The sequence below is a fragment of the Parasphingorhabdus sp. genome (genome assembly GCF_036963805.1).
GTDB lineage: Bacteria > Pseudomonadota > Alphaproteobacteria > Sphingomonadales > Sphingomonadaceae > Parasphingorhabdus.
In genome coordinates, this window is the sequence record NZ_JBALUN010000001.1 from 222,026 (window position 1) to 244,551 (window position 22,526).

General features: G+C 52.0%; 23 protein-coding genes. 14 read left to right on the forward strand and 9 right to left on the reverse strand.

Features of this window, described 5'->3' with window-relative positions; translation table 11 throughout:
* Nucleotides 1–213: 213 nt before the first annotated feature.
* Nucleotides 214–582, forward strand: coding sequence for a hypothetical protein (locus V7676_RS01100; protein WP_335657814.1), 369 nt, complete (start codon nt 214–216; stop codon nt 580–582).
* 4 nt (nt 583–586) lie between these two features.
* Here V7676_RS01100 and V7676_RS01105 read toward each other — a convergent pair whose 3' ends face one another.
* The 4 genes from V7676_RS01105 to V7676_RS01120 all read right to left on the reverse strand — a co-directional run bounded on the left by V7676_RS01105 (nt 587) and on the right by V7676_RS01120 (nt 5,565).
* Nucleotides 587–1,882, reverse strand: a complete 1,296-nt coding sequence (locus tag V7676_RS01105; protein ID WP_335657815.1) for a mechanosensitive ion channel family protein — start codon at nt 1,880–1,882, stop codon at nt 587–589.
* A complete protein-coding gene (gene metC, locus V7676_RS01110; protein ID WP_335657816.1) occupies nt 1,879–3,078 on the reverse strand; it encodes a cystathionine beta-lyase in 1,200 nt (399 codons plus the stop codon). Before metC ends, V7676_RS01105 begins: the two co-directional genes overlap by 4 nt.
* 25 nt (nt 3,079–3,103) lie before the next feature.
* Nucleotides 3,104–3,940, reverse strand: coding sequence for a 3-mercaptopyruvate sulfurtransferase (gene sseA / locus V7676_RS01115; protein WP_335657817.1), 837 nt, complete (start codon nt 3,938–3,940; stop codon nt 3,104–3,106).
* A 173-nt stretch (nt 3,941–4,113) separates the two neighbouring features.
* Nucleotides 4,114–5,565, reverse strand: coding sequence for an LPXTG cell wall anchor domain-containing protein (locus V7676_RS01120; protein ID WP_335657818.1), 1,452 nt, complete (start codon nt 5,563–5,565; stop codon nt 4,114–4,116).
* A 105-nt stretch (nt 5,566–5,670) separates the two neighbouring features.
* Between V7676_RS01120 and queF the strand changes: the two genes are divergently transcribed.
* Together queF and V7676_RS01130 are read left to right on the forward strand one after the other, a co-directional pair.
* Nucleotides 5,671–6,141 carry a preQ(1) synthase gene (gene queF, locus V7676_RS01125; protein ID WP_335657819.1) on the forward strand — a complete coding sequence of 157 codons (471 nt, stop codon included), beginning with the start codon at nt 5,671–5,673 and terminating at the stop codon, nt 6,139–6,141.
* A gap of 83 nt (nt 6,142–6,224) precedes the next feature.
* Nucleotides 6,225–6,626 (forward strand): acyl-CoA thioesterase, encoded by a 402-nt coding sequence (locus tag V7676_RS01130; protein ID WP_335657820.1) that lies wholly within the window; start codon nt 6,225–6,227, stop codon nt 6,624–6,626.
* A gap of 38 nt (nt 6,627–6,664) precedes the next feature.
* Here V7676_RS01130 and V7676_RS01135 read toward each other — a convergent pair whose 3' ends face one another.
* The 5 genes from V7676_RS01135 to hflK form a co-directional block, all read right to left on the reverse strand.
* Nucleotides 6,665–8,245 (reverse strand): helicase HerA-like domain-containing protein, encoded by a 1,581-nt coding sequence (locus V7676_RS01135; RefSeq protein ID WP_335657821.1) that lies wholly within the window; start codon nt 8,243–8,245, stop codon nt 6,665–6,667.
* Nucleotides 8,246–8,350: 105 nt separating this feature from the next.
* Complete coding sequence (locus V7676_RS01140; protein WP_335657822.1) at nt 8,351–9,883, reverse strand: Do family serine endopeptidase; 1,533 nt, start codon at nt 9,881–9,883, stop codon at nt 8,351–8,353.
* 300 nt (nt 9,884–10,183) lie between these two features.
* Nucleotides 10,184–10,324, reverse strand: a complete 141-nt coding sequence (locus tag V7676_RS01145) for a hypothetical protein (protein WP_335657823.1) — start codon at nt 10,322–10,324, stop codon at nt 10,184–10,186.
* A 6-nt stretch (nt 10,325–10,330) separates the two neighbouring features.
* Nucleotides 10,331–11,185: a protease modulator HflC gene (gene hflC, locus V7676_RS01150; RefSeq protein WP_335657824.1), complete on the reverse strand. Its 855-nt coding sequence runs from the start codon at nt 11,183–11,185 to the stop codon at nt 10,331–10,333.
* Nucleotides 11,182–12,213: an FtsH protease activity modulator HflK gene (hflK, locus tag V7676_RS01155; protein WP_335657825.1), complete on the reverse strand. Its 1,032-nt coding sequence runs from the start codon at nt 12,211–12,213 to the stop codon at nt 11,182–11,184. The genes hflC and hflK overlap by 4 nt, the downstream gene beginning before the upstream one ends.
* A 131-nt stretch (nt 12,214–12,344) precedes the next feature.
* Here hflK and V7676_RS01160 point away from each other — a divergent pair, with 131 nt between their 5' ends.
* From V7676_RS01160 to V7676_RS01210, 11 genes are all read left to right on the forward strand, one after another.
* Nucleotides 12,345–13,307, forward strand: coding sequence for an Mrp/NBP35 family ATP-binding protein (locus V7676_RS01160; protein WP_335657826.1), 963 nt, complete (start codon nt 12,345–12,347; stop codon nt 13,305–13,307).
* Between the two features lie 29 nt (nt 13,308–13,336).
* On the forward strand, nt 13,337–13,774 hold the full coding sequence (locus V7676_RS01165; protein WP_335657827.1) for a CoA-binding protein: 438 nt from the start codon (nt 13,337–13,339) through the stop codon (nt 13,772–13,774).
* On the forward strand, nt 13,764–16,064 hold the full coding sequence (locus tag V7676_RS01170) for a xanthine dehydrogenase family protein molybdopterin-binding subunit (RefSeq protein WP_335657828.1): 2,301 nt from the start codon (nt 13,764–13,766) through the stop codon (nt 16,062–16,064). Before V7676_RS01165 ends, V7676_RS01170 begins: the two co-directional genes overlap by 11 nt.
* 4 nt (nt 16,065–16,068) lie before the next feature.
* Nucleotides 16,069–17,100: a ferrochelatase gene (gene hemH / locus V7676_RS01175; RefSeq protein WP_335657829.1), complete on the forward strand. Its 1,032-nt coding sequence runs from the start codon at nt 16,069–16,071 to the stop codon at nt 17,098–17,100.
* Entirely contained in the window at nt 17,091–17,354 is a 264-nt protein-coding gene (locus V7676_RS01180; RefSeq protein ID WP_335657830.1) for a ribbon-helix-helix domain-containing protein, read from the forward strand. The genes hemH and V7676_RS01180 overlap by 10 nt, the downstream gene beginning before the upstream one ends.
* Nucleotides 17,355–17,363: 9 nt before the next feature.
* Complete coding sequence (gene crcB / locus V7676_RS01185; RefSeq protein ID WP_335657831.1) at nt 17,364–17,741, forward strand: fluoride efflux transporter CrcB; 378 nt, start codon at nt 17,364–17,366, stop codon at nt 17,739–17,741.
* Nucleotides 17,738–19,021 carry an RluA family pseudouridine synthase gene (locus V7676_RS01190; protein WP_335657832.1) on the forward strand — a complete coding sequence of 428 codons (1,284 nt, stop codon included), beginning with the start codon at nt 17,738–17,740 and terminating at the stop codon, nt 19,019–19,021. Before crcB ends, V7676_RS01190 begins: the two co-directional genes overlap by 4 nt.
* Nucleotides 19,022–19,160: 139 nt before the next feature.
* Nucleotides 19,161–19,814, forward strand: coding sequence for an HAD-IA family hydrolase (locus V7676_RS01195; RefSeq protein ID WP_335657833.1), 654 nt, complete (start codon nt 19,161–19,163; stop codon nt 19,812–19,814).
* Nucleotides 19,811–20,116, forward strand: a complete 306-nt coding sequence (locus V7676_RS01200; RefSeq protein ID WP_335657834.1) for a hypothetical protein — start codon at nt 19,811–19,813, stop codon at nt 20,114–20,116. Before V7676_RS01195 ends, V7676_RS01200 begins: the two co-directional genes overlap by 4 nt.
* Nucleotides 20,100–20,798, forward strand: coding sequence for an ATP12 family chaperone protein (locus V7676_RS01205; RefSeq protein WP_335657835.1), 699 nt, complete (start codon nt 20,100–20,102; stop codon nt 20,796–20,798). Before V7676_RS01200 ends, V7676_RS01205 begins: the two co-directional genes overlap by 17 nt.
* A gap of 56 nt (nt 20,799–20,854) precedes the next feature.
* Complete coding sequence (locus V7676_RS01210) at nt 20,855–22,324, forward strand: AMP nucleosidase (RefSeq protein WP_335657836.1); 1,470 nt, start codon at nt 20,855–20,857, stop codon at nt 22,322–22,324.
* Nucleotides 22,325–22,526: the final 202 nt, after the last annotated feature.

Sequence of the window (22,526 nt, forward strand, 5' to 3'; positions counted from 1 at the left end):
CCCCGGTTGTCTTTTTATTGCGCCAACAAGGCTGGCGACAGACAATCTCTAAACAAGCGGGTAAAAGTTGCAGCATAATGCTGCGTCGCACAACCGGTAAAAGACAGTGATGGTGACATATTTTTTTAGTGTTGCAATAATGTTACAAAGTGCCGGTGCGCCACAAACCCCTTTGTTGATCACTTGTTAACTATGGCCCTTTATCATCGCAGCATGTCAAAAATTGATTCCATAGAAAAACCAAATGCTCATAGCGGCGATTTTGCTGAGAGCTTTGAGCGTTTACAAGCGGTGGAATCGGTCGCCGCACTTATGGCGCATATGGCGGGATTGTCAGAACCGGCGTCGCTCGTACTCAATGATCAAGCGGCAATGGAATCTTATTACCATAATAGCCTTCCAATGACTCAAAAGCGGTTTGATCGTGGATGTGATGAACTGGCTGTTATGGCGCAGTCAGGGGCAAAGGCTCTGTTCCAGCTGAACTCAGCGGGACGAAAAGGCATTGATACCGCCACTCGGCGACTGATGCAGGAAATCCAGATATCTGGTCAGCGGACATTGGGCCTGCTCCGCAAATAAACTGTTAATCGGCAGGTAAATCACTCTTATCTTGTGTAGTATGCGTTCTGATATGCACATCGCGCTGCGGGAACGGTATTTCCACACCATGTTCCTTGAACAGATCCCATACGCGTTTCAATACCGCAGCCTTGAAGTTACCCACGCCTGATTGCGGGTCATTGATCCAGCATCTAATTTCAAAATTCACACTATTGTCGCCAAATTCAAGCATCCAGACTACTGGCGTGGGATGGTTAAGGATGCGCGGAACGTCGACACAGGCTTGTTTCATTAACGCAATGACTTGATCCATGTCGCTGTTATAAGATACGCCGACGGGTATGCTGATCCGTACATTTTTATTCGAATAGGACCAGTTTTCAACTTCCTGCGTCATCAGATTTTCATTAGGAATCAGATGTTCTTTTCCCTCGCGTGTGAGAACTGAAACTGCGCGAACACCGATCTTGTTCACCCAACCAAAGCTATCTCCCACCGCGATCACATCACCGGGCTTGATCGATCTGTCCATCAATAGGATGATTCCGGCAATGAGGTTACCGATAGTCTTTTGCATACCGAAACCTATCGCGAGACCAAATGCACCCGAGAAAACGGCTAATGCAGTGAGATCAATACCCAATACGTCCAGCCCCAGAATGAAGGCTGCGCCGAGAATTGCGACAGTAGATAGTTTCTGCCCAAGTAGTTTTTGGGCACCGTCGAGTTGACTGTTGGAAATTACATGACTCACCAGTTTCATCAACACGCGCGCGAGCGCTAATAGAATGACCGCGGTCATGATGGTCGTGACGACGGCGAGCAGCGAGATACGATGAGTGCCGACGTCGATACCCACCCGTTCAAGCGCAATGGTGATTCTATCAATATTCCCGACAAGGCCAAGAGCGGCCGATATACCGACTGTCAGTCCCATGACCGTACCAAGCCAATCTGGCATTCTTACGCCCCTGATCAGGTCGTTGGTAAACAGTCCCATTGTTATTGCGATGGTGAGAGCAAAAATCACCTGCGAGATCAGTAGCCAATCCCAGATCGACAGGAGAAACCCGCATAATATAAAAGTAGTCGCGCGCCGCGTCATATCGCGGATGCGCCTGCCCGCTAATTCGCTCTCATAGCCAGCGCGCACTTCCCAGATATGGCGTAACTTGGGGCCAATATATTTGCTAAGGAACCAGCCCGCAACAAGCGCCAATATAACTAGTCCCGCCGCTATGGCGCTCTCTAAAAATTGGATGTTATTCGGTGTATCAGGAGACAATGACTCAAGATAACCGATAAATTTCTGCTTCATAATAAGCTATTGTTATAGTGTTCAAAAGCTTTGGCAAGGTCATCGATTAAATCATCAGGGTCTTCAAGACCGATATGAAGTCGCACCAATGCGCCTGTCATAGTCCAATCGGTCGCGGTGCGATGCTTGGCTGGGTCGACAGGAAGGGCAAGGCTTTCAAACCCGCCCCAACTATAGCCAATGCCAAATATGGTAAGCGCATCTATAAAGGCTGCGCGCGATTGTTCGTCTCCATCTTTAAGCTCGAACGAAAAGAGGCCGGTCGATCCTTTGAAATCCCGTTGCCAAATGTCATGTCCTGGGCAATCAGATAAGGCGGGGTGCAACAGCTTCCCGACTTCCGGTCTAGCTTTGAGCCAATGGGCAATTTTTAATGCGGATTGTTCATGCTGTTTCAGCCGAACCTCCAGCGTTCTTAAGCCGCGCGCGGCAAGATAGGCGTCATCAGGTGATACGACCTGGCCCATTTGCTGTGCGGTGCGCCGCAGCGTCGTCCAATATTTTGCGTGGGTCGTTGCGGCACCCATCATGACATCGCTATGCCCCACAATATATTTGGTTGCGGCAACAATGGAAATATCAACGCCATTTTCCATCGCGGGGAAAAAGCGGGATGTTGCCCAAGTATTATCGAGCAATGTTACAATACCGGCTTTCTTAGCCGCTGCGCATATGGCGGGAATATCTTGTACCTCAAAAGTCAGACTTCCGGGACTTTCGAGCAATATGGCCTTGGTTTTCTCCGTGAACATCTTGCTAATCTCAGCGCCGATCAGCGGATCATAATAGCGGGCGGTGATGCCCATTCGCTTCAGGAACGAGTCAGCATAGCTGCGGCTGGGATCATAGCTGCTATCGGTCAGCAGGATTTCATCACCGGGTTTAAGAACCGCCAACATCGCACAGGCAATAGCGGCAACACCCGATGGATAAAGCATGGTTCCAGCAGCGCCCGGCTCCATGATTGTGAGCGCCTCAGCCAGAGACCATTGGGTAGGCGAACCGCGACGACCATAGAAAAAATGACCATCTGCGTTGGACGATAGGCCTGACCTTAACGCCGCAACGCTATCATAAAGATGGGTACTGGCGCGCCAAACCGGCGGGTTGACAACTGCGCCTGTCCATTCCTTTCGCCTGCCGCTTGTGACAGCCTGCGTCGCCGGTTTGTTTGAGCTTTCGGGGCTATCGGTCAATCGTTGGTCCAATAGCTAGCAATGATCAGGCCGTGGCTTTGGGCGTATCTTTATCAGCACCCCATTCGGACCAGCTACCGTCATAAAGTGCTACTTTTTCAGCGCCTGCCATGGCTGCTGCGAATGAAACGACTGCCGCCGTCATACCGGACCCGCAAGTTGTCACCAAAGGCTTATCAAGATCAACTCCAGCACCCTCGAATAATGCTTTCATTTCGTCAGCATTTTTCCATGTGCCATCGGCATTAAAAAATTCGCTATGTGGAATGTTGACGGAACCCGGAATACTGCCGGAACCCATGTCGGGACGCGGTTCTGCTTCCGCACCGGAGAAACGTCCCGCAGAACGTGCGTCGACGACTTGCTCGGCCTTGCTATGGAGGTTGGCAAGCATATCTGCCTTTGTGCGAACATCCTTATCGTCTTTCCAGACGGTGAAATGACGGTGCCGGAGCGCTTCCTTACCAGTTTCAAGCGGACGGCTTTCGGCTTTCCATTTGGCAATGCCGCCATCCAATATCGCAACTTCATGCGCACCAAATATGGTAAGCATCCACCATGCGCGGGCTGAGGTTTTCATCGGGCTGTCATCATAAAGCACAATGCGGCTACCATCGCCGAGGCCCAATGATTGCATGCGGCTGGCAAATTTTTCCGGTGGTGGAAGCATATTGTCAATCGCGCTATTCGTGTCTGTGAGCTCGCTCAGGTCCATGAAAACTGCGCCGGGAATGTGGCCTGCTTCATATTCAGCCGCTGCATCGCGCCCCGCATCGGGCATGAATTTGGTGGCATCAACAATGCGCAAATCCGACGCGCCTAGTTCATTTGCAAGCCAGTCGGTTGTTACCAGCAGTTCCATTTTATGCTCCTTAGTGCAAGCAGAGGGTCTAGATGCCTCAACTTCAAATATGACAAAATTTATCGATTCGTGTTCAAGCCCTTGAATCTATATCGCATTGCTTATCAAATCCACCGCTTATCTCATGTTTGAAACAGTTCATGTTTCGTTCGCAGATATCAGGCTTGGTAAGTCTAAGCGTTGTTCAAGGTCCGTTGCCCGACCCGCGCAAAATTGCGGGGGCCTTGGTCAAGCCGAAATGGTGCCATTTTCGGGCGTCGTGGTTCATATTCCCGCCCGACAATATAGGAGGAAATATGCTGATGCGGCGAACCTGTGTCATCTATATAATCAACGCCAAAGCGCGCCAAAGGTATAAACAGCGCCTGTGATTTGAAAATAATGGGGCGGATGGAATTTAACGGCACGCGAATGTCTCCGGTTAGGGTTACCGCTTCGCCAGCGGATAGTGTCTCCACCTTTTGAAGCGCACCATGAAGCTGACCAGTTAACTCGCTAGCGCCAGATTTAGCGGATTCTGCATCTGCCTGTGTCATTGTGCCGGACAAGCGAATATTGCGCAAATCCTGCTCAGATATATTGGACAGTTTGAGGGTATAGTTAAGCACCGCATTTAACAAAGTGGATGATGCACCCGTGGCGATAAATTCGATTTGCAAATGTTTAGCCGAGCTTGTCATTGAAACGGTTTCGCGCTTTGGAGCCACTGGTGGCGTAGCCATGTCCGTGCGCGGCCTTTGAGGCAGGATACCAGTTTTAGAGGTTATAAAACCATCTGATGAGACAGGAGATGGGTTTCGAGGCGTCGAAGGTTCGGCCGGCTCAGACGGGTTCGGCGGCGAATAGATTTTCGGCGCTGGTTTTCTGGGCTTTTGCGCGGGAATGGGTAGCGCTACTTCCGCTTCGACTAGTTCTGTCTCCTCTTGGGATGGCAGTGATGATTTGCGTCTCCAGAAATAGATACCGATGCCGCCGAGCAAAAGAAAGGCCAGGGCCGCGCCAACATAGATTGCTATATTCTGACCCTGTCCGGTTTCTGACATGCTGCTAGAAGCCATCGGTTCCGGTTTGGAGTTGGGGAGGGGAGTATCGGATGCTTCGGACGGATTGGATAAATCGCTGGAAAAACCCGGCTGTGATTGATCTCCGATCTGCGGGCTTTCGCTCACTGACGAAGTCGTAGCGGGGCCGCTTGATGGCTCTTCAGCGGGGTTGAAGGATAAATTGGGCGGCGTGTTGTTTTTGGGGGCAGGTCGGCCTTCACTGGCATTTGGTTGCGCATTACCGGTTCGCGGCAAGCCATTGTTAGGAACCGTACGGATGATAGGCGGCGCGTTAGGTGCTTTCGGAGCGGTGGTATTGCGGCTGGGTAGGGCGCTTGGCTGGGATATATTCTCCTCGGTTGGGCCTTGTGCCGGATTGGTTACGGGTGCTTGGCTGTCACCCGGCGGTAGGGAATATTCGCTTACGGACGGTAATTCCGGCAGAGGGCCGGGCGGTAATTCTCGTGGTACCGCTTGGCCCATTGCTGGTGCAGAAATGGCCGCAAATAGACCGACTATACCGGCGACGATCATTGCCAGCGATCTTGCGCGCATCGTTATTATCATGTGGTTTATAGCCATTGCCCTTTTCCACCCTTAATTCCGTTTTGTGGCTTTATTTAGTGAACCGCCAATGAATATGCGCGCGGGGATGACATGAGCCGCCCCGTGCATTAGATGATCTGCATGACCGATACTGATATGACAAAAAATGCGCCACGATTTTTAGGGCAAGATAGCGTTTTACCGAATTCACCCGAAGACGCGATTCTCGATTATGTACCAAATCCACGGGCGGGGGAGCTTTATCTCACGCGTTTTGCCGTGCCGGAATTCACATCACTTTGTCCGGTCACTGCACAGCCTGATTTTGCCCATCTTGTAATAGATTATGCGCCGGATGAGACAATTGTGGAATCCAAATCACTGAAATTATTTCTGGGTTCTTTCCGCAACCATGCTGCCTTTCACGAGGATTGCACGGTGGGTATTGGGCGCAGGCTTTTTACCGAGATGAAACCAAAATGGCTACGCATTGGCGGCTATTGGTATCCGCGCGGGGGTATTCCGATTGATGTCTTCTGGCAATCGGGCGAACCACCCAAGGGGCTATGGATACCGGAGCAAGGCGTTGCCTCTTATCGGGGACGCGGTTGATTTAGGTGATATGTTGGCGTCAATCTGCCACCTTTATGCTTTTATCCTGTCAATCGGTCGTTGCCGACATTATTGTCAATAACATGACAAATATTCCCCACCATCATAATATTGCCATTTTGCCCGCTGATATCGACTTTATGGGCCATGTGAATAACGCCAATTATCTAAAATGGGTGCAAGATGCCGTGGTCTCTCACTGGCAGAAAATTGCTCCTTCAGAAGCATTGGCTACCCATCTCTGGGTAGCCTTGAAACATGAGATAACCTACCGGAAACCAGCATTTTTGGATGATGATGTTATCGCCGAAGTATTGCTCGAAAAAATCCACGGCGCGCGTGCCTTCTACAGTACGATCATCCGCCGGGGTGAAGATGTTCTGGCAGAAGTGCAATCAAGCTGGTGCTGCATTGACGCCGATACGATGCGACCGATGCGAATCGCAAAGGATATTGCCGCCAACTTTTTTGGTAATAAGGGCTGACCTATATATCTTGGCTATCGTGCGGCACTTTTGCAAACTTAACGCATTAATCCACCGATTAGGTTTCGAACAAAACGCCCAGCAACCGGTCCGGCAAGATCCGTCACAACCGAACCGACAGCGGACGTCACGCCGGAACGCATCGGGTTTGCCCGGGATTTCTTCCCCAGCATTGTAGAGGCGGCAATCCCTGCGGCAGACCCTACGGCGACTTTTGTACCGCGACTAAATGCCTTTTCCCAGATGCTTTTGCTTTTACGTGCGCGCTTGCCAACCTCGGTTTCGCCTTGTTCTTCTACCTCTAGTGCGGTTTCAGTGGCATCAATGGCTTTCTGTGCCAATATTTCTTCGGCGCTATTCCGGTCTATCTCCTCATCATATTTACCATCATAGGGTGAGATGGATTGCATGATTGCCCGCTCTTTGGCGGTGACAGGCCCGAGCCGAGACCGGGGCGGCTTGATCAACGTCCGCTGGACGATCGAAGGCGCGCCATCTTCCATCAAGGTGGAGACCAATGCTTCTCCAACGCGAAGCTCTGTAATCGCTTCCTCTACATCTAGATCGGGATTGATCCGGAACGTATCGGCTGCGGCCTTGATCGCTTTTTTGTCGCGCGGCGTAAAGGCGCGGAGGGCATGCTGTACCCGGTTGCCAAGCTGACCTGCGACATCTTCGGGAATATCGACTGGATTTTGGGTCACAAAATAGACTCCGACACCTTTGGAACGGATCAGGCGTACGACCTGCTCAATCTTGTCTTCCAATGCTTTGGGCGCATCTTCAAACAGCAAATGCGCTTCGTCGAAGAAGAAGACGAGTTTCGGTTTCTCCGGATCGCCAATTTCGGGAAGTGTTTCAAATAATTCAGCGAGCAGCCAGAGGAGGAAGGTTGCATAGAGTTTTGGGCTGCGCATGAGCTGATCAGCGGCAAGCACATTAATATAGCCGCGGCCTTGGTCATCACATTTGATAAAGTCGTCAATTTCCAGCGCAGGCTCGCCGAAAAACTGGCCTGCGCCTTGGCTGTCGAGTTGCAGCAACTGACGCTGTATCGCGCCGACGCTGGTTTTGCTGACATTGCCATATTTGGCCGACAGTTCCTTGGCGTTTTCCGACGTGTAAGCCAGCATGGATTGAAGGTCATCAAGGTTCAGAAGCAGTAAACCTTCTTCGTCGGCAAAACGAAATACGATGTTGAGCACGCCTTCCTGTGTGTCATTCAGGTCCATCAGGCGGGCGAGCAAGAGCGGCCCCATTTCACTGATTGTGGTACGGATCGGATGGCCCTGTTTGCCATAGAGGTCCCAGAATATAGCTGGATTGTCGGAATAGGCATAATCACTCATGCCCAGTTCGGCTGCGCGTTCTTCCAGCTTGTCGGCATGTTTGAAGGTGGGTGACCCCGCCATCGAGATGCCTGCCAGATCGCCTTTAACATCTGCGACAAATACGGGAACTCCATTGGCAGAAAAGCTTTCAGCTAGGCCCTGCAATGTAACGGTTTTTCCGGTACCGGTTGCGCCGGCGATCAGGCCGTGACGATTAGCGCGCTTGAGGTTTAGGCTCTGGCGCTCATTGCCGCCTAGGCCCAAAAAAATCTCTGTTGCGTCCACCATTCCCGAATCCTCTCAATCTATTGAGAGTGAAGGGTATCTGTGCCTAATGCAAAAGGCCAGTGTGATGCACTGGCCTTTTGGTAATGTTACAATGTTTGACCTGCGTTAGTCATCCTTCAAACGTACGGCGATGAAACGAGCATCACGCGTTCCGCGTTTCACCTGCAGCAAGACTGCTTCGCGTTTGGCTTGTTTGGCGGAAGCGATGGCTTTGTCCAAATCGGCAGATGTTTTAATTGCACTACGATTGACGCTAGTAATCAGGAATCCGCGCCTGATGCCTTTTTGAGCAGCATCACCGTTTGGATTTACGGTAGAGACGACGACACCTTCTTGCGTGGCCGGTACGCCAATCTGGCGTGCTATGGTCGGCGTCAGGTCAACGACCGATAGTCCCAATGCCTGAGCTGTGGCATCTGCGCTGGCACCATTTTCATCTTCGCCCATTGCATCTTCGGCATCGGGGTCAAAACTGCTGGTAGCCAATTCTTCTTCAGAAGGGCGCGTTCCCAAGGTGGCGTTCAGTTTGACTGTCTTCCCATTACGTAGAATTTCAATGGGAACCTTCGTGCCCACCGGCAAGTTGGCTACCAAATAGGACAGCGTCTGATCTGGAGTTACCTCCCGGCCATTGACTTTTACCACGACATCGCCAGCCTGTATGCCCGCTTTGGCGGCACCTTCGCCGGGCACAACGCTCTGGATAAATTCTCCCCGGTTTTTCTCCAGACCAAGAGAATCTGCTAGATCTTCGGTTAGGGGGCTAATCTGCACGCCCAAATAGCCGCGTTCAATTTTTTCGCCTTTGCGCAAGATATCTACGATGGGTGCTGCTACTTCCGCTGGAATAGCAAAGCCGATGCCGACATTGCCGCCGGTGGGCGAAATAATCGCATTGTTGATACCGATAACATTCCCGTTCAGATCGAACATAGGGCCGCCACTATTGCCGCGGTTAATCGATGCATCGGTTTGCAAGAAGCGGTCATAAGCGCCGCCCTGTCCGGTATTGCGATGAATGGCCGACAATATACCGGTTGTCACTGTTCCGCCAAGGCCAAAGGGATTGCCAATGGCGATAACCCAGTCGCCAACCCGGGCGCCGGTGCTGTCACCAAATTTCACGAACGGTAGGTCTTTTTTTGCGTTGATTTTCAAAACAGCAATGTCAGATGCAGCATCGCGGCCTACCAACGTAGCGACATATTCTGTCCGGTCCGGCATGATTACGGTGATCGATTCAATTGTAGCATTCTGGTTTCCCGGTGCCACAACATGATTATTTGTAACGATATAGCCATCTGCGGAGATGATGAAGCCTGAACCTAAAGATTGTGCCTGACGGGTTTGTTCACCACCACCACCGCCGCGGTTACCGAACATGCCATCAAATGGAGTTCCTGCAAAAGGGTTGTTACTCACACGCACTTTTTGCGTCGTGGAGATGTTGACAACCGCTGGCTGCAATTGCTCAGTCAGGTCAGCAAAACTCATCGGTGCGCCGGCGGGAGGCACGGCGGCTTTTATGGCACGGCTGTCATTCGCAGCGACTTGCGCACCAGCGGAACCAACACCGGTCAGCGCCGAGACGCTACCTGCTAAAAGCAATGCTGCTGAAATTCCATAAGCGTATCGCACAATAATATTCCTCTCAATTTGCCAGCACCAATAATCAATATACGATGCCAAATTCATTCAAGTTACACAAATCATTGGGGTAGAATTTATGAACCGAATTTGAATGCTATCTTAGCCGATCTGCAAGATCAGCCATTAGATGACCGTTTTAAAGCTATCGTGGAGATATTTGGGTATGAAAAACTGCATTAGCAACCCAAAAATAGCTGATTTGTCGAAAAAATATGAACTCCCGCAGAAAAAACGACAAATGTAGTCGATAGCAGGCCGCCGCATGATTTTTTTGTCTGCCACATTCCGTTACAGCGGGAATTCGCTGTCGGTTTTGCCCTCGCATATATTATATACGACATCGGAATGATGAAGGGATCCAAATGCTTTGACGTCCAATCCGGCAAGGGCTTGATAATAGGCATCTACCAATGCACGATTGGACGTCATTGCTAATTAATTGCCCCGAAACTGGCGCAAATATTCGTTGTCCGGTGATAGGACGAATGAAGAGCTTGGATCGCCTTCCTGTCCTCTTCGGAATGTCGTTTCATAGCTTTTCATGGCGCGGTAGAAATCATAAAAATCCGCATCTTTGTTAAAGCTTTCGGCATAGGTTCTCGCTGCACTTGCATCCGCTTCGGCGCGGATAATCTGCGCTTGTTTGGCTCCTTGAGCCTTGATGGTACGGGCTTCCTGTTCACGCGCTGTCCGCATCCGTTGATAAGCGCTTTCCAATGGTGTGCCGTCGGGCAAGTCGGCGCGTTTAATACGCACATCGACGATTTCGGCACCATATTGGCGCGCCACCCGGTTCAGACCAGTGCGGATATTATCCATCACCTGACCGCGCTCAGGGCTAAGCAGGGCCGCAAAAGGCCGTTTGCCCAGTTCATTCCGCAGTGCGGATCCGAGGATTGGACGAAGCTCGTCAGCAACCCGGGCTTCATCGCCTGCTGCAATAAACATACGCAACGGATCGGTTATCCGAAAACGGGCAAACGCATCGACTTGTAGACGTAGCTGATCGGTAGATAATACCTGTTGCTGCTCCATCTCGACGTCGAGTATCCGCTTGTCGATCCAGATCAATTGCTCGAAAAATGGAATTTTGGAGATAAGACCAGCGCCTGTTTGACCAAAATTTTGTCCCGTTTGATAGCGGTTCACAATCCGTACCGGTTCACCAAAGCGTACAACAACGCCTTGTCTGGTTTCTGGGACGATGACCAAGGTGTTAGCAAGTACCATCAGCAACCCGATAACAATGATACTCAATGCAACGGGGTTTTGGAATAAGCGACCGATCATTTTGCTGCTCCCGCTTCAATAGTGGGCGTTTGCGGTTTCCGCTTATTGATTTCCGGCAGCGCCAGATAAGGCGTTACGCCTTTCGCTTCGATTATCGTTTTATCCACTTGTGACAATACCCGCTCCATTGTTTCATAATACATCCGTCGTTTGGTTACGCGAGGTGCCAGACGATATTCCTCATAGACTTTATCAAATGCAGCTGATTCGCCTTGCGCTTGGGCGGTCAGTTGCTGTGCATAGGCACGTGCTTCGTTCAAATAGGTTTGCGCCGTTTGTTGCGCAGCGGATACTTCCTTAAACGCATCATTGACGGAAGCTGGCGGATCGGCCTTTTTAATCGCCACGCCTTTGATGACGACGCCAGCACGATAACTATCGAGCAGGGATTGCATTTTTTGTTCAACCTGCTGTTCGATTTCGCTCCGCTCCGAACCGATTGTGTCGTCGAGCGTAAAGTTTGCCACAGCTGCACGCATGGCTGATTCTGCGACTTCTTTGATGGATTCTTCCGGTTCAGCGAGTTGGAACAGAAATAATTCTGGTGACTTGATATTCCAACGTACCGAGTAACCGAGGTCGACAATATTCTGGTCACCGGTCAGAATAAGTTTTTCGGCATCGCCAGCGGGAATGTCAACCGTACGAATTTCTTCGACGTCCAATTTTTGAACCTGTTGAAAGGGAGATGGCGCCGAAAAATGCAGGCCGGTTCCCATTGTGCGGGAATAAGCGCCCAATGTTGTAACAACACCGCGTTCTTGCGGACTGATACGATGGATGGAAGTTAATACTAGCCATAGGACTATGAAACCCAATAACAGGACGGGCCACCACGGGCGACCACCGGGCCGTTTTGGGATGCCACCTTTGAATCCGCCACCGGTGCCTTTTTTGAAAAGTTCTTCGAGTGAACTGGCACCGCCTTTACTGCCGCCCGAAGATCCACCAGAGGGACTGCCCCAAGGATTACGGGGGCCGCCGCCTTTTCCGCCATCTCCGCCGTCATTGCCCCAAGGGTTGCTCATATTCACTATCGATCCGAAGAAAGTTTTTTGGGGCGCTTGCCCATCAATTTTTTTATCCATATTTTCTTTATAGGTAGCGCGCGTTCAGAAAAACAGTGTCAATCCGAGAAAAGTGTAACTATGCGAGGCAAATGACCGATATTTCTATGATTGAGGCGGCTCTTGAAGAAGTCGCAGCCGGAAAATTTAGCACTGTTCGTTTTGATGAAGCACGTGTTTCCTTGGTATTAAATGTAAGTGGACTTGATGTCCGCGATCGCGGACAGATCGAAATTGCTGTGAAAGGCAAGCTGCTCGAACTTGATGGCGTTGAAAAAGTCGATGTCGCAATGACAGCGGAAAAAATCGAACGCCGCCTGATCGCCGTGGGCAGTGGTAAAGGCGGGGTCGGCAAATCCACCTTGTCGGCGAACCTTGCAATCGCGCTGAAAACATTAGGCTATAAAGTCGGAATGGTTGATGCCGATATTTACGGTCCGTCACAGCCGCGCCTGTTAAACTGTGAAGGCCGCCGGCCGGAAGCGGAAGGCAAGCAGCTTATACCGGTCCCCAATGAATATGATATTCCTGTGCTGTCTATGGGGCATCTTGCAAAACCCGGTCAGGCCATTGCATGGCGTGGGCCCATGGCGGGTAAAGCGCTGGAGCAGCTTATTGATGCCCATTGGGGTGATACCGAAATTTTAATCGTCGACATGCCTCCCGGCACAGGTGACGTGCAATTGTCGATGATGCAGAATCACAAACCTGTCGGAGCGTTGATCGTTTCTACGCCGCAGGATCTTGCTCTGATGGATGCGGTAAGGGCTGTCGATTTATTTGAACAGGCGAAAATTCCGATTATTGGTATGGTCGAGAATATGGCGGGTTATATCTGTCCACATTGCGGCGAAGTTAGCGATCCTTTTGGCGCGGGCGGTGCAGAAGCGGCAGCCAAGACTATGAATATGCCTTTTCTGGGACGTATCCCTCTCGACATTGAAATTCGCAAGTCCAGCGATGGCGGAACGCCGTCGGCTTGTTCTGATAGCCTGCAAGGCCAAGCATTTCATGATATTGCCAAAAAGCTCGCGACGTGGTTGGATAACCAATAAGCGGTACACGCGGAAGGGAACGACCAACTATGCCTTTGGAAACCGATCAGGATATTAGCCGTTTGTTGACGAAAACCAAACGCATCGCCCTCGTCGGCGCGTCTGCGAAACCCGAACGCGATAGCAATCGCGTAATGAAGTTCTTGCTGGATCAGGGCTATGAGGTGATTCCAGTCAATCCCGTGTTGGCCGGGCAGCAATTACACGGCGTCGAAGTTGTTGATTCTCTCGAAGCAATTTCTGGTCCGATTGATATGGTCGATATATTCCGCAACTCAAAAGATGCGGGTGATGCCGTCGATGAGGCTATTGCCGTTGGCGCCAAATCCGTTTGGATGCAGCTGGATGTGATTAATCAACCGGCTGCGGACCGCGCGGAGGAGGCGGGTTTGGACGTTGTAATGGATAGATGTCCAAAAATCGAAATTCCGCGTCTCGGCTTTATGAAGATCCATAATGCCGATTGAACCAGAGAATTTATCCGTTCAGAGTGAGGAAGACGCGGGATCCACGCTTTTAACACGCCGGAATTTCCTTATCGGTGGAAGCGCGGCTACGGGATTGGTGCTGGCCTGGGCGATATGGCCGCGTGCCTATGAGCCGAATATTAGCGCAACCGAGAATGAAGAAATTTTTGGCGCTTATCTCAAAATTTCCAAAGATGGGCAGGTCACGGTAGTGGTGCCCCAAAGCGAAATGGGGCAGGGCGTCTATACGGTTCTCCCTCAAATATTAGCTGACGAATTGGGGGCAGACTGGCGCACGGTTGCTGTGGAGCCCGCCCCCCTTAATCCGCTTTTCGCTAATGATTTATTGGCAGAGCAATGGGCGGAGACACTGCTGCCTTCCGGTGCACCGAAACTAACAGAAGACGAGGCGGCAAATTGGGTGACCAAGAATATTGCTACCCGCAATGAATTTATTGTCACCGCCGATTCTTCGTCCGTCCCGGCTTATTCTAGCAGCTTTCGCGTGGCTGGCGCGGCTGCGCGGGTTTTGTTGAGCATGGCCGCGGCTGCAAAATGGGACGTCGAGTGGGAAGCCTGTACGGTTGAAAATGGCTTTGTTATCAATGGACAGGAAAAGCTCCGCTTTGGTGATTTGGTCGAAGACGCGCTGAAACAGGATTTGCCCGACCCGGTTCCGCTTCGATCCAGTCCCGAAAATAATCTGGTGGGGCAAGACGTGCCGCGGCTGGATATGCCGTCAAAACTGGATGGCACTGCTAATTTTGCAGGTGATATTCGTTTGCCCGACATGGTCTTTGCTTCGATTCGACAGGGGCCAATCGGCTTGACGCGCCTCAAATCTTTTAACCGTGATGGCGCCAGCAAGATTATCGGTCTGGTTGATGTTGTGGACCATGAACAGTGGATCGCGGCAGTTGCTACAAATTGGTGGGCCGCGAATGATGCGCTCGACAAAATGAGCCCGATGTTTGAAACCAACGGCTTGCTGCCGGATAGTGACAAAATTTATGACGCGCTGGAAAAGGCGTTGGACGAGGGCCCCGGTATCAGGTTTGCGAGCCGCGGTGAAACCAAACCGGTTTTCGACGAACACACCAATATTCGCGCACGCTATCAAGCAGATGCCGCGGTCCACGCGCCGATAGAAACCCGCACAGCGGCGGCAAATTATAAAGAAGGCCAGTTGGAATTGTGGATCGCAACGCAGGCTCCTGCGGCGGCTGCGCAAGCGGCGGCTGAGGCCATAGGAATCAGCGCCGATAATGTGACGCTTTATTCCATGTTAGCGGGCGGGTCTTTTGGCCGTAATCTGGATAGTAAGATCGCTGCTCAAGTTGCTGTGATAGCCAAAAAAATTGGGCGTCCGGTACAACTGATGTGGTCGCGAGCAGAAGAGATGATGCACGACCATTATCGTGCCCCGGCTTTCGCGCGGCTTGATGCCGCGACTGACAAGGCTGGTCGGATACAGGCTTTGCAGATCAAGGTGGCGGCTCCAGCATCGGCGCGGGAGCAAAGTAAACGCGTGGTGCACGGAATGGATGAAATATCCGCGATGCGCGCATCTATTGACGAGGCAGATGCCAAAGCCGTTGAAGGCGCGGATGTGCACTATAATATTCCGAATTTTTCATTGGACCATCATCCTGCCTATATTGGTGCGCCAACCGGCAACTGGCGCAGCAATGCGCATAGTTATAATGCATTTTTCGTTGAATCCTTCATCGACGAACTGGCCGCCAAGGCAAAAATCGAACCGTTGACCTATCGGATGCAAATGATGTCGGGTCAGCCCCGTCTCGCCCGTTGTTTGACCGCTGTGGCGGCAATGGCTGGGTGGGATGGTGGACTGGATGGCAGCGGGCAGGGGATTGCCTGCCACTCCATGCGCGGCGGCCATATTGCCGTTATTGTTAGCGCCAATCGGGGCGATACCGGATTAAAAGTGCACCGAATCTCCGCAACCGTGGATGTCGGACGGATAATTCACCCTGATATCGCGCGGCAACAGATTGAAGGCGGGATAGTGTACGGGCTTGCCATGGCGTTGGGATCTTCAACACGGTTTAAAGGCGGTGTCGCCACCGCGCATCGCCTGAGTGATTTGGCTTTGCCCCGGCTGGCAGAAATTCCTGCCATTCAGGTCGAGTTTGTTAAGAGTGAAGAAGAGCCTGTTGGTGTGGAGGAAATCGGCGTGCCAGCTGTCGCACCGGCGATTGCAAATGCTCTTTTTTCCGCAACCGGCACCCGTTTTCGTCAGTTGCCGTTATTTGCCGAGGCATCGTGAAATCATGAATCTGCAATCTCAAGATAAGCTGACTCAAAATCAACTGCCTGATGGCCATCCATCGGTTGCCACCGGAAAGATCGGCCTGTTGCTCGTCAATCTGGGTACACCCGACGCACCGGACAAGAAGGCGGTGAAACGCTATTTGAAGGAATTCCTCTCCGACAAGCGTGTCGTCGAAATACCTGATATTATCTGGCAACCAATATTACGCGGAATCATCCTGAATACGCGGCCCAAAAAATCTGCCCATGCCTATGGATTGGTATGGACGGACGAAGGATCTCCACTGGCCGTCTATACACGGCGTCAAGCCGAGGCTTTGGCGAAGAATCTGGGCGACGATGTACAGGTTGATTGGGCCATGCGTTATGGCAATCCCAGTATTCCGAGCCGTTTGCAGGCCATGAAAGATGCTGGCTGCGAACGTATTTTAGTTGCTCCGCTTTATCCGCAATATAGCGGGGCGACGACGGCCAGCGTGCATGACGCGGTTTTTGACGCGATAAAGGCGATGCGCTGGCAACCGGCTATTCGCATGTTGCCGCCTTATCATGATGACAGTGACTATATCGCGGCGCTGAAGTCCAGTGTGGAAACCGGCCTTGCCTCTCTCGATTTTGAACCTGATGCGGTGATTGCGAGCTTTCATGGTATGCCGAAACGGACCTTGGAACTGGGTGACCCCTATCATTGCCACTGTCAGAAAACGGCGCGTTTGCTTTCCGAAGCAATGGGACGGGAACTGACGATAACCTTTCAATCCCGCTTCGGTCCGGCAAAATGGCTGGAACCTGCAACTGACTTAACGCTTGAAAAGCTAGCGCAGGACGGCAAGTCAAAGGTCGTGATTTTCGCGCCCGGTTTTTCCAGCGATTGCCTGGAAACTTATGAAGAGCTAGCGATACGGGGCAAAGAAGGTTTTGAGGCAGCGGGCGGAGAGCGTTTCGCTTATATACCGTGTTTGAATGATAGCGATGTTGGTATCGACTTGCTCGACAAGCTGGTCCGCCGGGAATTGGCCGGATGGATATAGAGGGAACAGATGCTTTCCATCCGCCAGTAAAACGCAGTATTACAATTGCGGGGCACCAGACGTCCATAACGCTGGAACCTTTATTCTGGAAAATGCTCAAGAGTGCAGCGGAAAAAAAGGGTTTGCCTATCAATGCCTTGGTCGCCCAAATTGACGTCCAGCGGCTGGATGCTGACGAACCACCGGGACTGGCGACTGCGATCCGCCTGTGGTTGACTCATGATATGCTTGGAAAATCCGCCCAAGCCGACTAAGGCAGGCCGATGAACGCAACCCTTCTTGTCATGGCTGGCGGCGCGGTTGGCGCAGCAGCGCGTTATAATCTTGGGCGGCTGGTTTTTCATTTAGGCGGAACGGGCCTTCCTTTTGGTACGTTGATCGCCAATTTACTGGGCGGGTTGTTAATGGGCGTGTTGGCTGGTGTGCTGGCACGTAGTGATTTTGTCGATGAGCCGTGGCGGTTGCTGCTGGGCGTCGGTTTGCTGGGCGGGTTTACAACCTTTTCAGCTTTTAGTTTGGAAGTATTGAATATGATTGAGCGTGGAAATTGGGGCATTGCCTTAGGCTACATAACATTGTCCGTCGGTGGTTCTGTGCTCGCGTTATTTGCGGGCTTAATGGTTGTAAGGGCAATAGCATGACAACATTTGATCCCACCGCTGAGGCCGGTTCTGAAGATGAACAGCCGAAGGGTCAGGGTACTCTGAAGGATCAGAAACAGGCATTGAAAGTGCTGGATGTCCGGCAGTTTACGGTGTCGGCTGACGATGATGATATCCGGCTCGATCGCTGGTTCAAACGCCATATGGAAGATGTGCCGTTTAACGTTGTGTCGCGCTGGTCACGGACCGGGCAATTGCGGCTGGATGGTAAGCGTGTGAACCCCGGTGATCGGATCAATGCCGGTCAGATTATTCGGGTACCGCCTGCTGAGATCGAACGGCCCGGCCGGGTCGCCAAGGCCCGTTCGGACTTGACGCAGGATCAAATAAATTTCGCACAAGAACTGGTCATTCACAAAGACAAGTCGGCGATTATAGTCAATAAACCACCGGGACTGGCGACGCAGGGCGGCAGCAAGACTACGACCCACCTTGATGGCTTGCTCGACGCGCTGACCTATGATGCGAAAGGTCGGCCCAAGCTGGTTCACCGGCTAGACAAAGATACAAGCGGTGTCATCCTTTTGGCGCGTTCGCCCGGAGCTGCTTCCTTCTTCTCCAAGCGGTTTTCAGGCCGTACGGTGCGCAAAGTCTATTGGGCCCTTGTCATGGGCGTGCCGGAAATTGCCGATGGTGTGATTGACCTGCCTCTGTCCAAGCAACCGGGCTCGGGCGGCGAGAAAATGCATGTCGATGAGGAAAATGGCCAGTCGGCAAAATCGCGCTACCGGATTATCGAACGAGCTGGCAATCGCGCCTGCTGGGTGGAATTGCAACCTTATACCGGACGCACCCACCAGTTGCGCGTGCATATGGCCGCCATCGGCCATCCCATTTTGGGAGACGGAAAATATGGTGGAAAAGAAGCCTTTTTGACCGGATCGATCAGCCGTAAAATGCATCTGCATGCCCGCCGCTTAAAGATTGAGCATCCGGATGGTCATAATCTGGATGTAAAGGCTGAGCTTCCTAAGCATTTTGCCGAAACGATCGAAAATCTGGGCCTTGATCTCGACTTGGGCGATCTGCCGCTGGATGAGAAGAAGCCCGCCGGTAAAGCGGTTCGTAAACAGCAGGGCCGTGCGCATGCCAAGCAGATCCGCAAAGACAAACGCGGCGAACGGCGCGGGCGCGGGGAGAATGAAGGCAAGCCAACAAAAGCGGGCAAGCCGACAAAACGCGAACGCCCCAATGCTGGCAAGGCAACGCATAAGAAAAACATGCCGCATAAAGTCAAAGTCAAACAAAAGAGCCGTTAATGCATCCAAGTCCCGCATTTCGATGGTCCCAGTCTCGGTGGCCCAAGTCTGGCAATGACCATGTTGATGCGCTTGATGCTATAGTCCGCCGCGCGATTGCCCATATGATGCGGGAGTTTAGCCCAAAATGAGCGGCGGCATGAACAAGCTCGCCCTGTTCGATTGCGATGGCACGATGGTCGATAGTCAGGCCAATATCTGCGCGTCGATGGATCAAGCCTTTAAGGCCAATGGTTTGATGCCCCCTGACCATCACCATACCCGGCGAATTGTCGGTCTCAGCCTCAAAGAAGCGATCCGGCAGTTATTGCCGGATCAGGACGATGCATTGGTTACAGCGGTGACGCAATCTTACAAGGACGGCTTTTTCGAATTGCGGCAGCAAGGCGGCGTGCAGGAGCCTCTCTATGATGGGCTACTCGGCCTGATTGATCGGCTCGAAGGAGACGGTTGGATGCTTGGCGTCGCCACGGGAAAGTCGGATCGGGGTCTTAATCACTGCCTTGAAGTGCATGGGCTTTCAAAGCGTTTTATAACCCTGCAGACCGCCGACCGGCATCCGTCCAAACCCCATCCGGCTATGGTCGAACTTGCTATCTTAGAAGCCGGTGCAGCGGTCGAAACAACAGCGATGATCGGTGATACCAGCTTCGACATGGCAATGGGCGTCAATGCTGGCGTCCGGCCAATTGGTGTCGATTGGGGTTATCATGACAGTGATGAATTGCTCTCTGCCGGAGCGCATATAGTCGCCGCGACGATGGATGAATTATACGAGACCCTAAATCAATGACACAACAGTCGGAACCATCAGACGATCCCATTTATATTGCTGATCCTGAAAAGGAAAAGCAGGCCAAAGCGCTGCATTTCATGGTCAGTATCATTCGCCTTTTAGGCATTGCTATTTTGATGCTCGGTATTGCGATCTCGCTTGGCCGGATTGCCAATATTCCGGCTGCGGTCGGCTATGTTCTGGTGTTCATCGGTCTTGCACAAACCTGGGTTATACCGATCACGATGGTGCGATCATTCGTTAAGCGCCAAGTCGAAGAAGAAGCTGGTAAAGAGACCGCAGATGAAAAGATTTTATAAGGATGCTGCTTGCATCACGGTTGATGCAGGTTTCGCGATCCAGCTGGATGGCCGACCGGTAAAAACTCCGGCTCGCAACGCGCTCCTTCTGCCGACTGAACAATTGGCCGAAGCGATAGCGGCCGAATGGGCGGCGCAGGGCGGCGATATTGATCCCGCCACCATGCCGCTCACCGCATTGGCACAGGGAACGCTCGATCAGGTGATCCATGAGCGGGACCGTATTGTCAGCCGCATTGCGGCATTTTCCAATAGCGATATGCTCTATTATCGCGGGGATGAAAATCAGCAGGCACTGGCCGACCATCAAGCTGAAAAATGGGACCCTTTGCTCGATTGGGCACGCCAGCGCTATGATGTCAGCTTCACATTGACCCGCGGGATCATCCATCAGGAGCAGTCAAAAGAGACGATATCGCGGCTCAGCGAAGCGGTTGAAGGGCAGGATGACTTTACCGTGGCTGCAATGCTGTCACTGGTCGGGCTCGCCGGATCGCTTGTCGCTGTTCTGGCGCTGGTTGAGGGGGCATTTGATGCAGATAGTCTCTGGCCGCTGGTCAATTTGGAAGAGCTTTGGCAGGAACAGCAATGGGGCAGGGATGATCTTGCGGTTGAAACCCGCGAGATTAAGTGGGCCGAGTTTCTCGCGGCTGAGCGATTTCTTACATTGTCCCGTACTTAGATTTTCCCTTTGATTTGGTTTTCCGCTAAGGACATGTAACTATAAACGGAGAATGCATGACAACGGATCCTCAGGACATGTCCTCATACCAGTCCTTGACGCTATGCGATGGCCCTGCAGAGGCCGTTGCTCTTCTCGAAAAACTCTACCAAGAACAAATTGATCTGATTACAGCGCGTTTTGCCCGTTATGCAAAGGGTGATTTGGCTGTTGGCGACCGCGAACAGGGCGCCTATCCGATGATTTTAGTAGAAATTCCGGCAATGCAGGCGACCGAAACCAGCAATCTCGCATCGGGCCGTATTTCAGACATAAATCGCTATAGCACAACGATCACCCAGCCGACGCTTTATCGTGGATATCTGCTCGACCAACTAGAGCGGATCAATCGGACATTCACGGCGAAAATCCATATCGGCCTGTCTGACACACCCATCCCGCTCGCCTTTGCGATTGAAAATGCCGCTGGCGGGCTGGACCGGGAGCGCAAGGACGCGCTGCCCAACCATTTCCACACACCCAATCTGGTGAGAACCAATGACGAGATTGTCGATGGCGGCCAGATTTTTCAGGATGATGTCAATAGCGCATTGTCGCTATTTACGGCCGAACGCGTCGATTATTCGCTGCACCGTATCCGCCATTATTGCGCGACCGATCCAGAGCATTTTCAGCCGTTCATTCTCTTTACCAATTACCAACGCTATGTAGACGAATTTATTGAAACTGGGTTGGAAGAAGTCAAATCCGGCAATGCAGAAATGCTGGTCGAACCCGGTAACCGGATTACCCGTCTTGATGGTGAACCATCCTGTCCGCCTATTGCAAAGCCGCCGCAAATGCCCGCTTATCATCTCGTTCGTAAGGGTGGTCTTCCGGGGGTAACGCTTGTCAATATGGGTGTCGGGCCGTCCAATGCGAAGACTATTACCGATCATCTTGCCGTCCTGCGCCCGCATGTCTGGCTGATGATTGGTCATTGCGGCGCATTACGCCGGACGCAGCGGTTGGGAGATTATGTGCTCGCCCATGCGTATCTGCGTGACGACAATGTCCTCGATGATGTTCTGCCGCCCAGTATTCCACTGCCGACCATTGCCGAAGTGCAATTGGCGCTGACCAAGGCGGTGCAGGAAGTAACCGGTATTGACCAGTCACAGCTGAAACAGCATTTGCGTACCGGTACGGTCGTCACGACTGGCGACCGCAATTGGGAGCTGCGTTTTGAGCAGATTGCCAAGCGCCTGAATCAGTCCCGCGCTATCGCCATTGATATGGAATCTGCGACGGTGGCCGCCAACGGCTATCGCTACCGTGTGCCTTACGGGACATTGCTATGCGCGTCGGACAAGCCGCTTCATGGCGAGATTAAATTGCCGGGCATGGCGGATGCATTTTATCAGGAACGGGTCGGCCAACATCTCGCCATTGGCCTCAGGACGATTGATCTGCTGGCAAAAGAAGCGGATGCCGGGACGTTGCACTCGAGAAAGCTGCGGAGTTTTGGCGAGCCATTGTTCCGGTAGCTGACCCCGATGTTGGCTAGTCCCAATATGGTCTGACTGTCCCATGTCTATCATCCAACTATCGTCATCCTGAACTTGATTCAGGATGCAGAGTGATTGTGACTTGCCCCATTAGATCCTGAAACAAGTTCAGGATGACGGAGCCCTCGGCTGGGTCCAAAAAACCTACGAAGTTTACAAAGCTAACAATGTCCTTTTACGC